General features: G+C 61.5%; 12 protein-coding genes. 8 read left to right on the forward strand and 4 right to left on the reverse strand.

Going from position 1 to position 14,563, the window contains the following annotated elements:
- Positions 1-86: 86 nt before the first annotated feature.
- Positions 87-1,043, forward strand: a complete 957-nt coding sequence (locus WIT60_RS16505; RefSeq protein ID WP_103826989.1) for an IS1595 family transposase — start codon at positions 87-89, stop codon at positions 1,041-1,043.
- A gap of 32 nt (positions 1,044-1,075) precedes the next feature.
- Here WIT60_RS16505 and WIT60_RS16510 read toward each other — a convergent pair whose 3' ends face one another.
- A complete protein-coding gene (locus tag WIT60_RS16510) occupies positions 1,076-2,092 on the reverse strand; it encodes an IS110 family RNA-guided transposase (protein ID WP_339584929.1) in 1,017 nt (338 codons plus the stop codon).
- Between the two features lie 317 nt (positions 2,093-2,409).
- Here WIT60_RS16510 and WIT60_RS16515 point away from each other — a divergent pair, with 317 nt between their 5' ends.
- The 7 genes from WIT60_RS16515 to WIT60_RS16540 all read left to right on the forward strand — a co-directional run bounded on the left by WIT60_RS16515 (position 2,410) and on the right by WIT60_RS16540 (position 8,739).
- Positions 2,410-3,108 carry a PEP-CTERM sorting domain-containing protein gene (locus WIT60_RS16515; RefSeq protein WP_339584930.1) on the forward strand — a complete coding sequence of 233 codons (699 nt, stop codon included), beginning with the start codon at positions 2,410-2,412 and terminating at the stop codon, positions 3,106-3,108.
- A gap of 697 nt (positions 3,109-3,805) precedes the next feature.
- The gene (locus WIT60_RS16520) at positions 3,806-4,117 is read left to right on the forward strand and encodes a hypothetical protein (protein ID WP_339584931.1); all 312 of its coding nucleotides are present in this window, start codon (positions 3,806-3,808) and stop codon (positions 4,115-4,117) included.
- 106 nt (positions 4,118-4,223) lie between these two features.
- Entirely contained in the window at positions 4,224-4,649 is a 426-nt protein-coding gene (locus tag WIT60_RS16525; RefSeq protein WP_339584932.1) for a hypothetical protein, read from the forward strand.
- Between the two features lie 98 nt (positions 4,650-4,747).
- Positions 4,748-5,236: a DUF4124 domain-containing protein gene (locus tag WIT60_RS16930; RefSeq protein ID WP_445207717.1), complete on the forward strand. Its 489-nt coding sequence runs from the start codon at positions 4,748-4,750 to the stop codon at positions 5,234-5,236.
- Between the two features lie 77 nt (positions 5,237-5,313).
- Entirely contained in the window at positions 5,314-5,619 is a 306-nt protein-coding gene (locus tag WIT60_RS16530) for a hypothetical protein (protein ID WP_339584933.1), read from the forward strand.
- A 17-nt stretch (positions 5,620-5,636) separates the two neighbouring features.
- Positions 5,637-8,027: a penicillin-binding protein 1A gene (locus tag WIT60_RS16535; protein ID WP_339584934.1), complete on the forward strand. Its 2,391-nt coding sequence runs from the start codon at positions 5,637-5,639 to the stop codon at positions 8,025-8,027.
- Positions 8,028-8,184: 157 nt separating this feature from the next.
- Positions 8,185-8,739 carry a DUF2314 domain-containing protein gene (locus WIT60_RS16540; protein ID WP_339584935.1) on the forward strand — a complete coding sequence of 185 codons (555 nt, stop codon included), beginning with the start codon at positions 8,185-8,187 and terminating at the stop codon, positions 8,737-8,739.
- Here WIT60_RS16540 and WIT60_RS16545 read toward each other — a convergent pair.
- The 3 genes from WIT60_RS16545 to WIT60_RS16555 form a co-directional block, all read right to left on the reverse strand.
- Positions 8,715-9,773 carry an RNA methyltransferase gene (locus WIT60_RS16545; protein ID WP_339584936.1) on the reverse strand — a complete coding sequence of 353 codons (1,059 nt, stop codon included), beginning with the start codon at positions 9,771-9,773 and terminating at the stop codon, positions 8,715-8,717. The genes WIT60_RS16540 and WIT60_RS16545 overlap by 25 nt on opposite strands.
- Positions 9,774-9,836: 63 nt before the next feature.
- Complete coding sequence (locus WIT60_RS16550; RefSeq protein ID WP_339584937.1) at positions 9,837-13,427, reverse strand: indolepyruvate ferredoxin oxidoreductase family protein; 3,591 nt, start codon at positions 13,425-13,427, stop codon at positions 9,837-9,839.
- Between the two features lie 93 nt (positions 13,428-13,520).
- A complete protein-coding gene (locus tag WIT60_RS16555; RefSeq protein ID WP_103826989.1) occupies positions 13,521-14,477 on the reverse strand; it encodes an IS1595 family transposase in 957 nt (318 codons plus the stop codon).
- Positions 14,478-14,563: the final 86 nt, after the last annotated feature.

Below are 14,563 nucleotides of genomic sequence, written 5' to 3' on the forward strand. Positions count from 1 at the left end.
CCTGATTAGAAACCTGCCTCAGCGAGGCTCACCCCATGAGCTTGTGACTCACTAATCTGTGGTCTTCTTACAGTGGGGTGAGCACCATGGCCTTCAACCAGATTCAGTTCCAGCACGGCATGTCGATTCCGGAATTCCTTCGTAGCTTTGGCACCGAGGCACAGTGCGCCGAAGCGATCAAGGCCGCGCGCTGGCCTGAGGGATTTCGCTGTCCGCGCTGCTCCAGCAGTGATCACTATGTGGTCGGCCACGGTGTCCGTAAGCTCTTCCAGTGCAATGGCTGTCGGCATCAGACCTCCCTGACCGCAGGCAGTCTCATGGCACACACCAAACTGCCCCTGACGACCTGGTTCTTGGCCATCTACCTCATCAGTCAGGCCAAAACCGGCCTGTCTGCCCTGGCGCTCAAGCGTCAGCTTGGCGTGAGCTATCCCACTGCCTGGCTGTTGCATCAGAAGATCAACCGGGCCATGGCCTCGCAAGACGCCACCCACCAACTCAGCGGCACGGTGCAACTCGATGACGCTTACCTCGGAGGCGAGCGCACAGGCGGCAAAGTCGGTCGGGGCTCCGAGAACAAGGTCCCCTTTGTCGCGGCTGTCTCGGTCAATGATCACGGGCATCCGATGTTCATCAAGCTCAATGTGGTCAGAGGGTTCACCTCTGAAGCGATCAGCAAGTGGGCCAAGTCCAATCTGGCACCGGGCACCAGCGTGCACAGCGATGGTTTGGCCTGCTTCAGTGCGGTGGCCGATGCCGGTTGCCTTCACCTCCCGATGGTGGTCGGCTCCCTCAAGCCGCGCGACCTGCCCAGCTTCAAGTGGGTCAACACCGTGCTGGGCAATCTCAAGACCACGTTGGCCGGAGCCTTCCATGCCCTGAACTACCGCAAGTACGCCGAGCACTACCTTGCTGGCTTCGCCTACAGGTTCAACCGCCGCTTCGATCTGCGTGGTCTGGTCGCAAGTCTCATCGTCGACGTCGTGAGAGCAAAGCCCATCAAGGAAAAGACGGTCAGGTCGCATGCTGAGGCACGTTTCTAATCAGGTGGGCTAATTGCTCTCCTTGGCGTCGTTCAGCCTATCGGCTGGAACGCTTCGCCTTTGCTGAGCATCGCCCAGGCCATGCGCGCATTCTTTGCCGCCACAGCCACCACAGCTTTCCAATAACCTCTGCGCTCAACCAGCTCAGTCACCCAGCGACTGAGTCGGTCCGTTTTCTTTTTGGCAGCAACCACCACCGATCTCGCACCCAGGATCAACAGCGTGCGCAGGTAACTGTCACCGGCTTTGGTAATGCGGCCCAGCCTCTGTTTGCCACCCGAGCTGTATTGCCCCGGCACCAGACCCAGCCAGGCGGCCAGTTGTCGGCCGCACTTGAAGTCGTGTCCGTTGCCAATGCTGGCCATCAGGGCCGTCGTAGTCTTCTCGCCGATGCCGGGCATCCCCATCAGCCGTCTGCAGCGCTCATCGGCCTGCGCCATCACGGCAATATGGCGGTCGTACTCCGCAATGCGCTCATCGAGCCGGTGGACTTCACTGAGCAGATCGCCAATGGCCGTGTTCGCCCAACCCGGCAGATCTTCCAGGCATCGCCCCGCTTCGCGGCGCACCACTTCGGCTTTCTGAGGGAGTATGTGACCGTACTCACTGAGCAAGCCTCGAATGCGGTTGATCGTCGCCGTGCGTTGCTCAACGAACCCTTGGCGTACACGGTGAATCGCCAGTCGGGCCTGTGCGTCTTCGCTCTTGACCGGGACAAATCGCATGTGCGGGCGTTGCACCGCTTCGCAGATCGCCTGGGCGTCAGCCGCGTCGTTCTTGCCGCGTCGACCACTGAGTCGATATGGCGCCACGAACTTCGCCGCGATGATCCGCACATCGTGGCCGAACTTGGCAAACTCCCGCGCCCAGTAATGCGCGCCCGAGCACGCCTCCATCCCAATCAGGCAAGGCGGCAGTTTGGCCACCAACTCCAGCAAAGCATCGCGCTTGACCGCCGGCCGCACCAGTACAGCCTTACCCCCTGTGTTGACGCCATGAACGGCAAAAACATTCTTGGCGAGATCAATGCCGACAGCAATAATGGTCATGGACTTCCCCTTCCGAGTGATTCGATGAGATTGAGCAACCCCATCGTGGCACTCGATGCCGTTTGCCGCAAATCGCGGCTAGCTCGGGACGGGGAAGTCCCTTTCATTCGTTAGGCCACAACCTTACTTTTGCAGTTAAAGCGCCTGTTCGCGGGATTGTTCAGCCATATAACAAACTGTATCTTCAAGTACGGCGGGGCCTGCTTGACCCGCTATCAGGTTTATTATCAAAATTCAGTAGTGTTTCTTTCCCAGCCGCCCCTTAGGCTTTCGAGCCGATCCAGGATCTGAGCGCTACGATTCATTTCGGAGACTTTATGAAACAAAGCCGTAGCGCTATTAAGAATATTTCGTTCGGACTGCTTCTCATTTCAGCCATCAGCAATGCCCAAGCATCGATCAACAACGGAGATTTCGAAACGGGCACTCTATCGAACTGGAACACATTAACGACAGCCAATGGGACTTTAGGGGTTGGTTTTCCGAGCATCTCCAGTTTCGATGTAGCAGGAAGCGGCGCGAGCTCTTCGGCTCTTGGCTTAAGCGTTGGATATCTGACAGCGCCATGCAACTATCCCGGATACGACTGCCCTCGCCCCACTGAGGGTGGAGGAATTGAGCAAACAATAACGTTTTCCGGCGGCCTCACATTACTGCACGCTAACATCGCCGTGGCCAACGCCCCGAGCCTCTATGGCGGCTATAACGGGGATGGCGGCACATTTTCCCTTTTCCTTGATGACGTTCTTCTTGACAGCTTTACCGTTGGAAAAATTAACGCTGGCACAGTGAGCAGAGGCCTCTTGGAATCGATTTCCTATGTCGCCCCTGGGGCGCATACTTTCAAAATATTGGTTACGCGGCAATACGCATCTGCAACAAGTTCGCTGACCCAATATATCGATAACGTGTCCGCCTCAGCGGTGCCAGAGCCTAACGCCACAGCGCTATTTGGATTTGGCATGATTGCTTTAGTCGCCTTTTACAAAAAAAGGGCTGGCAATTTCAACGACTGATAGCGCCAAAGTCTTCTACCCTTCTGAGTAGCGGACTTCCGCGCCTCCGCGATCCCTAACTGTGAGTTCAACATGGACGCTGATACGACCCATCGCTCCGGATACGCCTTATGGGCGCCAGTTAACTAATTCGTGAGGCCCCAGTCAGCATGAACCGCTGGAAAATTGTTGCGCTATATACGCTTATTGGGCCTCCAATCGGGGGGCTCGTAGTAGCAGCTGGCACGTATCTATACGAACCCCTTGGTTGGGCATTTCTGCCACTGTTCATTGCAACCTGCCTGCTATTTTCCTTCCCGTATGGCGTCCTTGCTGCACTGTGCGACGGCGTAGCTCATGCTCTCCTGCAACCGAATGTCTCAAGTCCACGGCTTGTTCTATACGTTTGCATCGCAAGTGTGGTCGCTCATTGCTTCACAGCCTTAATGCTTGGGTCTTTTGAGAAAGCCACAATCTCGTTCAATTCCTTCTTTTGGTTTGCTCTTCCACCGCTGTTCAGTGCTGCCTGCTTGGCAACTGTGCTCTCGCAACGCCTAGCCAAAACATCGAGCGCGAAGATTCGACAATGAAGTGCAGTTGCATCTCCTCTGCAACGGCGTACGTGTGAATGCAAAAGTGATCTCAATTGAACGCGAGAGCAACCAAGCTGGGATGCCGATGATCTTGCGACCGCCCACCACACCCATTAAATAAGCCAATGAAACCTGCGTTGTTAGCGGCTGCCGTCATTCTATCCTCCGCGGCATCTTTCGCTGGCGGAAGATATTATCAGCATCATCAGATCTTGCGCGCTGACAGATTTGTCACAACACAAGCCCTGACGCTGTATTCCAATGTTGACTCCGAACCCGGTGTTTTACCAAAGGGCGTGACGCTCTATGATTTTGGTGGCCCAGACGAATTTCCTCACTTCCTACTGATCGTCGGAACAAAGTCGCTCAACAGACTTCAGCACGTCCCCCCCAATGATGGCTTCAGCCGCATTCCGGTTGAGGCGGCAGAAGATTAGGTTTTCAGCCATCATATCTGGGTGGCTGAGCGAATGCCTCGAGAGCGCTTATCCCTTACGCCTTCAAAGTCGATACCCCATGGACCACCCCTAACACCTGCCAGCAATGTTTGACGCGTTCACCAAACTGGGCAAATGGCTGTTCGTCGCCATTTGGCTGACCATTGTCATTGCGGTTTTCTTTGGCGAAAGCATCACCAAATTTGTTTTGCATGAAATGCCATTCATGGGAACAACTTTCACCAAGGTCGCATGGGAGCAAGCAGGCCAATGTTCTGGAAAGGCATGCGCGCTGGACATGTCATGTCCGAGGGGTGGCATGTTCCGAGATCTTCAACGTCATCATCTGGTGGCGGGCACTCGGCGGACCATGGTTGAGCAAATGCTGGGCAAGGGCGAGAGGGGATCGGAAGGACGTTGCGCGCTCTACCCTCTTGGAATGTGTAGCGGCTTCGGCATTGACATGGATTACCTCCGTATCTGCTACGGCCATGACGATCGCATCGCGTCGGTCAGTCATCATCAGAACTAGTGCGGATCCGCCCAGGGGGATCAGTGAGGTCGCCAGTTCCCTGACGCAAGCTCGAAGCCTTGTCGCGGTCTGTGTTTTCGCATAGTCTTTCGCCGATGATGCGCCCGAGTTTTCACATTCTCGTTGTCTGCAGTCTGTTGTGGTCGGCCTCCGTTGTGGCTGCCTCCACGGTATACCGCTGGGTCGACGCGCATGGCAAAGTTCACTATGCCGATGTGGTCCCTGAAAGATACAAGGACAAGGCACGCCCAGTGGAGGCTCCTGCTGCGGCCCCCTCTTCCGAGGATCAACGCGCGGCAATGGAGCGGGCTCAGCGTGACAAGGCAAGGGTCCAAGCTCATTCCGCGGCCTCTTCGGCTGCGCTTCAGGCTCCAGCCACCACCTCATCGCAGCCATCGGGCAAGCGTCCCAGCCAGGTACCCAACGACCGCACAGATTGCGCCACTTGGCAGCGTCTCTACGAGGAAAGCGCGGCATGTTTCGGGCCTTACCGCACCGTGCGTGGCGGTGTGAAACCCGAGGCATTCGATGTGTGCAATGAGGTGCCCGAGCCGCCTCCTGCTCGCTGCCGCGTGCGCATTCCCTGACAGGGCGACCCATTTGACAAAGTCCGGGCTGTTTCGGTCACGCGGAGCGTGGGCAGGCGCCCTATCATGTCGATCTCATGAAGATCACCCCCACCCTGCTCACTGCAGCACTCGCAGGCTGCCTGTCCGCGTTCTCCTGGCCCCTGCTGTGGCCGTTGTTCACCGACCCTGGTGCCACGGGCAGCATGTGGCCCATTCTGGGAATGTTGGTACTGGTGGCTTTGCCGGCCCACGCTTTTGTGTTTGGCTTTGGCGGCAGCCCCACCCAGCAGAGCGGCAAGGTGGATGTCGGTTTGCTCAAGCGCATTGGCGCCTGGCTGGCCGCAGCCATTCTCACCGCGGGCGGCATGGCTTGGTTGGGCGCGCCTGTGCCTCTCGTCTGACCAACTGAGAGCCACCGATGACATTCAACCTGGCCCGGATTCAGGCGCTGGCCTTTGCGCTGTGGCACCGCTCGCTTCATCACCTTCGTCACCCGACCCGAAAAGGGATTGCACTGGCACTGGCCGCCGTACCAGCGTTGTGCCTGCTGTATGTTTTTCTGCTGATTCCATTCACCCCCAGTGCTGGCGACATCCGCAAGGCCCGTATCACCGAGCCGGCGCGCATTCTGTCTGCTGACGGGCATGAGATGGCCGTGTTCAAGAGGGCAAACCGGGAGTGGGTCAAGCTCAATGAGATGTCACCGCACTTGGTCAAGGCGCTGGTGGCCACGGAAGACCACCGGTTCTACGATCATTTCGGGTTGGATTGGCGCCGCACGGCGTCGGCAGCCCTGAGCACGTTCGGGGGCGACCGTCAGGGGGGCTCCACGATCACGCAGCAATTGGCGCGCAATCTTTACCCGGAAGAAATCGGCCGCGCGCCGACATTGACACGCAAGCTCAAAGAGGCCATCACGGCGCTCAAGATTGAGGCGCTGTACTCCAAGGATGAGATCCTGGAGACGTACCTGAACACCGTGCCATTTCTGTACAACGCCTTCGGCATCGAAATGGCTGCGCGCACCTACTTTGACAAGCCCGCGCGCAAGCTGGACGTACTGGAAAGCGCCACCTTGATCGGCATGCTCAAGGGAACCAGTTACTACAACCCCGTGCTCAACCCGGAGCGAGCGGAGCAGCGGCGCAACACGGTGCTGTCGCAGATGGTCAAGCGCGGCGAGCTGACCGAGGCTGAGTTCAATCGTTTGAAAAAGCGTCCTCTTCGTCTGGACTTCGAGCGGCAGACCGAGGCCCCAGGCGAGGCGCCCCATTTCATGCAGCAACTGCGTAAGTGGCTGATCGAATGGGCTGACCAGAACGACTACGACATCTACGCCGATGGACTGGTGGTGCACACCACCATCGACTCGCGCCTGCAGCAATGGGCCGAGCAGGCGGTTCAGCGGCAGGGGCGCCAGTTACAGTCAGTGGCCGACAGCGCCTGGGCCCCCTCGTCGGTTTGGTCGACAGACCTGGAGACGGTACAAGCCTTCGTGCGCGAGTCCGGGGCGTACAAGAGGGCCCGCGAAGGCGGGCAGACCGATTCGGAGGCCATGGCGCGTCTGACTGGCGACGCGGACTTCATGAAAGCCTTGAAAGACGAGAAGACGCAAGTGCAAGCCGGCTTCATGGCGCTGGACCCACAATCGGGCGAGATCAAGGCGTGGGTGGGCAGTCGCGACTTCAAGCAGGATCAGTTTGACCATGTGCAGCAAGCACGCCGGCAACCTGGCTCAACCTTCAAGCCTTTTGTATACGCGGCCGCGTTCATGCAGGGTGCCAAGCCCACCGACACCTTGCCGGACAAGGCCATCGAGATTGAAACCGAAGGTGGCGATGTATGGCGCCCCACGGACAGTCGCCCGCCCAGCGGACGCAACATCACGCTGCGTGGCGGCTTGGTGTATTCCAAGAACATCATCACGGCCCAATTGATGCAGCAAGTGGGCGCTGACAAGGTGGCAGACCTCGCCCGCAAAATGGGCGTGAACGAGAGCCCCCTTGAAGAAGTGTTGTCGCTGTCGCTGGGCACCAGCCCGGTCACGCTGTATGAGATGGTGACTTCGTACGGCACGATGGCCAACGGGGGCCGCTACATTGCCCCACGCTTTGTGACGCGCATTGAAAACAGCGAAGGCAAGGTCTTGGCCGAGTTCGCCATGCCCAAACCCAAGGTGGTGTTGCCCCCCGAAGTGGATGCGACGCTGCTGGAGGTGATGCGTGGTGTGATCGATCGGGGCACCGGTTCGGCCATCCGTACCCGCTATGGCCTTCGGGCTGATTTGGCGGGTAAGACAGGTACGACGCAGAACAACACAGATGGCTGGTTCATCATGATGCACGGCCAGCTGGTGGCAGGTGCGTGGGTGGGTTTCAATGACAACCGCATCACGCTGCGCAGTGACTACTGGGGACGTGGTGCACAGAGTGCGCTGCCGATTGTGGGTGAGGTGTTCCAGCAGGCGCTTCGCAACCGGGTCATCGATGCACGCTTGAAATTGGGCGAACATGACCCGGATGTGCTCAAGCGGGTGAATGACTGGCTGGGCGGTGTGTTGCAGACTGCACCGGCGGCCAGCGCGGCCAGCGATGCGGAAGACGATGTGACCGTTGGCGACGAACCGGTCTTGTCGGGCGAGTCGGTTGCCAGTGGCGTGGCGCCGAGTGCGAGTGGCGTCACCCCGGCTGCGGCAGCAGTGAGTGCATCGGGCAGTGAAGCCGCACCTCGAACCAACGCGGAACCCGTTGCCGCAACCCCGGTTGCGCCGGTGACCACCCCTGCTGTGCCGGCTGCGTCGGCTCCTTGAGTGTGAGGAGAGGTGCGCCCGGCATCGCGTGAGACGCCCCTCAAATGAAGGGGCTCACAGCGGGCCGCAGTGTTTCATCCGGGTGATGATCCCTAGCATGGCTGGCTGCCCCCCCTCCTACACTGAGCCGGTTGTTTCACTGCTTGAGTCTGTGTTCATGCGCCAACTCTCTCTGACTTTGCTGGCTTCGGCCCTGTTGTGTACGGCTTCGGCATCCTGGAGCCAGGCGCGCAAACCTGTGGCACCGCCCGCGAGCGCAGCGTCTGCATCGGCTTCACAGGCCGAATCTCGCACGGAGTTGGAGATCGACCCGAGCGCACCCTACATTCAGGCGGCGATGAAGAAGGGCCGTGCCACGGCGGGTGAGGTGCTGAAGGTAGGCGCCACGGGCGACGAGAAGCGCTACGAGAACGTGGCGGTGCGCGTGCTGGTCAAGGAAGGCAAGCTGCAGGAGTTCATCTGGCTGCAGCCCTTTGAGAAGACCGACAAGGGCTATGTGGGCTACGTGGCCACGGTGCCCGTCACCCTCAAGCGCATGCAGGTCCGCATGAGCTACACCTTCCAGCCCGAAGACATCGTGGACTGGATGTACACCGACAAGCTCAAGAAGACCATGCACGGCCAGTTCATCACCTGTGCCCAGGTGAAGAAGCACGCACCACAGGATGCACCGGTGCTGAAGCGCCGTTACGGCTTGGACTGCTCGCGTTGAGCCTCCGCCCGAATGGGCAATACCTTGCGGCCTGTCGCGCCGGTGTGACGGGCTCGCAATTGACCACATCCCCCATCCACATCCTGCCCCGCTGAGTTGCGCAACTTGGTCAGGATGCCGCGTTGGTGCAGGTTGCGCGCGATCGCCGCTGCTTTCTCCCAGGCGGGGCGGCGGTAAGGCAGCTCCGGCACGCTGTTGTACGGGATCATGTTCATCAGCGCGTACTTGCCCTTGAGCAGGCGCACGATGCCGTCGAGCTCTTCTTCCGTGTCGTTGATGCCGTCCAGCAAGGTCCACTGATACTGGATGGGATAGCCGGTCGCGCGAGCGTAGCGCTCGCCCTCCTCCACCAGTTCTTCCGGGGTGATGCGGGGCGCGCGCGGCAGCAGCTCGGCGCGCACATCGGCCTTGGTGGAGTGCAGAGACAGGGCCAGGGCTGGCTTGACGCGCCCTTGCGGCAGGCGTTCAAAGGCGCGCGGGTCGCCCACCGTGGAGAACACCAGGTTCTTGTGGCCGATGTTGCCGACCGTGCCCAGCAGGTCGATGGCCTCCAGCACGTTGTCCAGGTTGTGCGAAGGCTCGCCCATGCCCATGAACACCACCTTCTTGACCGGGCGCAGCGTGCGGGCCAGGGCCACCTGGGCCACGATTTCGGCGCTGCCGACTTGACGCAGCAGGCCCTCCTTGCCCGTCATGCAGAACACGCAGCCCACGGCGCAACCGATTTGGGTCGAGACACACAGGCCATCACGCGGCAGGAGCACGCTCTCGGCCATCTGACCGTCGGTCAGCTCCACCAGCAGGCGGGCAGACCCATCGTCACCGGGGTGTTGTGAGCGCAAACGCGCCAGGCCCTCCAGCTCGGCCACGAGCGCGGGCAAGGCTTCACGCACCTCCTGGGGCAGGAAGTCCTGCAGCTGGCGGCGGCCGCTGTCTTGCGGCAAGGCCTGAGACCACAGGCGCAGCACGCGCTGCTCGTGGATGGGTTTGGCGCCCAGGTCACGCAGACGCTGGCGGATGGTGTGGATGCGCATGGCGGGAGACGAAAATCAGGCGCCAGTGTAGGCACTTTTGGCCAGCGCATTCCGCTGCACCGATCAAGCCCCGGGCTGTACGCCAAATCCCTGGGCGAGCCACCGCTGCCACTGTTGCCGGGCGGCCGCCACGTGGGGTGTGCGGATCGGGCCGTAGCCCTTGATGGTCTCGGGCAACTCGGCGATCTGGCAGGCCAGCGACAGGTTGGCGGTCGTCAGGCGCGGCAGGATCTGCTCGATGGCGTGCAGATAGTCGTCCAGCACCTGACGGGCTTCGCGGTGTTCGGCACTGTGACGCAAAGGGTCCAGCCAGGTGCCGCGCAGTCGGCGCGCCCAGGCCAAGCCGTGCAACACGCCACGCCATGCTGGGCCAAAGGCCCGTTTGCGCGGTCGCCCGGCATCGTCCAGCTCGGCGTTCAACGTGGGCGGGGCCAGGTGGAACACCAGCGTCCAGGCACCTTCGAACTGGTCGGCAATGCGTTTTCGGAAGGCTTCTGATGTGAGCAGACGGGCCACCTCGTACTCGTCCTTGAAGGCCATGAGCTTGTACAGGTAGCGCGCCACTGCCAAACTGAAACGCGTGCTGCCAAGCGGATGTTCGGCTGCACGCACCCGGGTCAGCACGTCCAGATAGCGCTGCGCGTAGGCGTGGTCCTGGTAGTCCACCAGGCGTGTGTGACGGTCTTGGATCAGCTCGTCCAAGGTCGCTGCGGCCCGTTGGGCACTCCCGCCTGCGGCCTTGCCCAGCCATTGGATGGGTTGCGTGGGCGCAGCCCAGCGCGACACCCCGGCTGGGTCATGTGCGGCGTGCCGTCCCCAGGCAAAGGCCTGCAGATTGCGCTCGACCTGGGTGCCGTTGAGCGTCAGGGCGCGCTCGATGGAGGCGCGCTGCAAGGGCACCCAGCCCATCTGCCAGGCAAAACCCAGTAGCAAGGGGTTGGCGTAGATGACGTCCCCCAACAGGCGTTCGGCCAGCGCCACGGCGTCGATGCGCCTCAGTTGCTCGGCGCCGACGGCTTCACTCAACACCTGATCGCACTGGGCCGAGGGGAAGGCCCATGCCGGATCGTGCAACACGGCGGCTGTAGGTGTGGCGTGGCTGTTGAGCGCCAGACGGGTGCGGCCGCGCTGCATGACAGACAGGGTGGCCTCGTGCGCCGTCACAATGGGGTCGCAGCCTAGGACCAGATCGCCCTCGGCCATGCCCACCTTGGTGGTGTGGATGGCGCGCTGGTGTTCGGCAATCTGCACGTGGCTCCAGGTGGCGCCGCCCTTCTGGGCGAGGCCGGCGGCTTCCTGGGTGACCACGCCCTTGCCTTCGATGTGGGCCGCCACACCCAGTAACTGGCCAATGGTGATGACGCCCGTGCCACCGATGCCGGCCACCACGATGCCGTAGGCCTGGCTGCAACCGGGTAGCAAGGGCTCGGTCAGCGGTGGCAGGCTGGCCAGATCGGGGACGGCTTGGGCGGCCTGCTTGCGCCGCAGTTGGCCGCCTTCCACGGTAACGAGGCTGGGGCACAAGCCCTTGAGACACGAGAAGTCCTGGTTGCAGCTGCTCTGGTTGATGCGGCGCTTGCGGCCCAGTTCGGTTTCCACCGGCTCCACGCTCAGGCAGTTGGACTGTACGGCGCAATCGCCACAGCCTTCGCAGACTTCTTCATGGATCACCACGCGGCGGGCCAAGACCGACTCGGTGCCGCGTTTACGGCGCCGACGCTTCTCGGTGGCGCAGGTCTGCTCATAGATCAGCACGGTGCAACCGGGTACCTCGCGCAGGGTCTTCTGCACGGTGTCCAGGCGGTCGCGGTGGTACACCTGCACGCCAGGGGCCAGCTCGGCGTCGGCGTGGTATTTGTCAGGGGCGTCGCTGACCACGACGATCTGGCGCACGCCCTCGGCTTCCAGTTCCCGCGTCATGGCGGCCACGCTCAGGGTGCCATCCACTGGCTGCCCGCCCGTCATCGCCACGGCGTCGTTGTAGAGGATTTTGTAGGTGATGTTGACCTTGGCCGCGATGGCCTGGCGGATGGCGAGCAGGCCGGAGTGGAAGTAGGTGCCGTCGCCCAAGTTGGCGAACACGTGGGGTTCGTCGGTGAACGGCGCCTGCCCGACCCAGCTCACGCCCTCCCCGCCCATTTGCGAGAAGGTGCGCGTGTCACGGTCCATCCACATGGCCATGTAGTGGCAGCCGATGCCAGCCAGCGCCCGTGAACCTTCGGGGACACGCGTGGAGGTGTTGTGGGGGCACCCGCTGCAGAACCAAGGTGGGCGGTCGACCTGCGTGGGCGAATGTGACAGGGCCTGCTCTTTGGCCTCGATGGTGCGCAGGCGCTCGGCCACGCGGGCACGCAAGCTGGGGTCGGCATCGCGCAACAGCCCCAGTTTGTCGATGCGCTGGGCCACGGCTTTGGCAATGAGGGCCGGGTTGAGGTCAGCCTTGGCCCGCAGCAGCCAGCGTGAAGCCGGATGCGGGTGCGACCATTCGCCGCCGCTCACATCCCCATCGGGTTCGTTGAACTTGCCCAGCACATTGGGGCGAACGTCCTCGCGCCAGTTGTAGAGCTCTTCCTTCAGCTGGTACTCGATCATCTGGCGCTTTTCCTCGATGACGAGGATTTCGCGCAGCCCGGTGGCGAACTCACGGGTGATGCTGGCTTCCAGCGGCCAGACCACGGCCACCTTGTGCACGCGCAGGCCGATGCGGCGGCAGGCTTCATCATCCAGCCCGAGGTCGTGCAGGGCCTGGCGCAGGTCGTTGTAGGCCTTGCCGCTGGCGATCAGGCCCAGTTGCGCGTGGTGGCTGTCCAGCACGGTGTGGTTGAGGCGGTTGGCTCGGATGTAGGCCAGCGCGGCATACCACTTGTGGTCCATCAAGCGCGCTTCCTGCTCCAGCGGTGTGTCGGGCCAGCGGATGTGCAGGCCGCCGGGCGGCATGTCGAAGTCTTCCGGAAGGTGAATGTGCACGCGATCGGGGTCCACGGACACGGTGCTGGACGACTCCACCACCTCCTGGATGGTCTTGAGCCCGGCCCACAGGCCAGAGAATCGGCTCATGGCGAGGCCATGCAGCCCCAGGTCCAGAATCTCCTGCACATTGCTGGGGAAGAACACCGGCAGGCCGCAGGCCTTGAAGATGTGGTCGCTCTGGTGAGCGACCGAGGAGCTTTTGGCCACGTGGTCGTCGCCCGCCACGGCCAGCACACCGCCGTGGCGCGCCGTGCCGGCCATGTTGGCGTGCTTGAACACGTCGGCACTGCGATCCACCCCCGGCCCCTTGCCATACCAGATGCCAAAGACGCCGTCGTAGCGCCGACCACTGGGTGACAGGTCCAATTGCTGACTGCCCCACACCGCGGTCGCTGCCAGTTCTTCGTTGACGCCGGGCTGAAAGACGATGTAGTGCCGTTCCAGGTGCGCCTTGGCCGCCCACAGGGCCTGGTCGTACGCGCCCAAGGGGGAGCCGCGGTAGCCACTGATGAAGCCGGCCGTGCGAAGTCCGTCGAGCGCATCGCGCGCGTGTTGCTGCATGGGCAGACGCACCAGCGCCTGGATGCCGCTCATGTACACACGGCCGCGTTCCTGGGTGTATTTATCGTCCAACGACAGGTCTGCCAACACCTGTAGCGACGAGTGGGGCACGGGCGCATTCATCACGACCTCCTGCGGTCGGCGATGGGGCCAAGTGGCGCGGACCCAGCAAACGAAGGCGCCTGCCTGACCGGGTGACGTAATTGCGTTTCCTGATTAGAAACGTGCCTCAGCATGCGACCTGACCGTCTTTTCCTTGATGGGCTTTGCTCTCACGACGTCGACGATGAGACTTGCGACCAGACCACGCAGATCGAAGCGGCGGTTGAACCTGTAGGCGAAGCCAGCAAGGTAGTGCTCGGCGTACTTGCGGTAGTTCAGGGCATGGAAGGCTCCGGCCAACGTGGTCTTGAGATTGCCCAGCACGGTGTTGACCCACTTGAAGCTGGGCAGGTCGCGCGGCTTGAGGGAGCCGACCACCATCGGGAGGTGAAGGCAACCGGCATCGGCCACCGCACTGAAGCAGGCCAAACCATCGCTGTGCACGCTGGTGCCCGGTGCCAGATTGGACTTGGCCCACTTGCTGATCGCTTCAGAGGTGAACCCTCTGACCACATTGAGCTTGATGAACATCGGATGCCCGTGATCATTGACCGAGACAGCCGCGACAAAGGGGACCTTGTTCTCGGAGCCCCGACCGACTTTGCCGCCTGTGCGCTCGCCTCCGAGGTAAGCGTCATCGAGTTGCACCGTGCCGCTGAGTTGGTGGGTGGCGTCTTGCGAGGCCATGGCCCGGTTGATCTTCTGATGCAACAGCCAGGCAGTGGGATAGCTCACGCCAAGCTGACGCTTGAGCGCCAGGGCAGACAGGCCGGTTTTGGCCTGACTGATGAGGTAGATGGCCAAGAACCAGGTCGTCAGGGGCAGTTTGGTGTGTGCCATGAGACTGCCTGCGGTCAGGGAGGTCTGATGCCGACAGCCATTGCACTGGAAGAGCTTACGGACACCGTGGCCGACCACATAGTGATCACTGCTGGAGCAGCGCGGACAGCGAAATCCCTCAGGCCAGCGCGCGGCCTTGATCGCTTCGGCGCACTGTGCCTCGGTGCCAAAGCTACGAAGGAATTCCGGAATCGACATGCCGTGCTGGAACTGAATCTGGTTGAAGGCCATGGTGCTCACCCCACTGTAAGAAGACCACAGATTAGTGAGTCACAAGCTCATGGGGTGAGCCTCGCTGAGGCAGGTTTCTAATCAGG

It is taken from the genome of Aquabacterium sp. G14, from assembly GCF_037482285.1.
In the GTDB taxonomy this organism is placed as follows: domain Bacteria; phylum Pseudomonadota; class Gammaproteobacteria; order Burkholderiales; family Burkholderiaceae_C; genus Aquabacterium.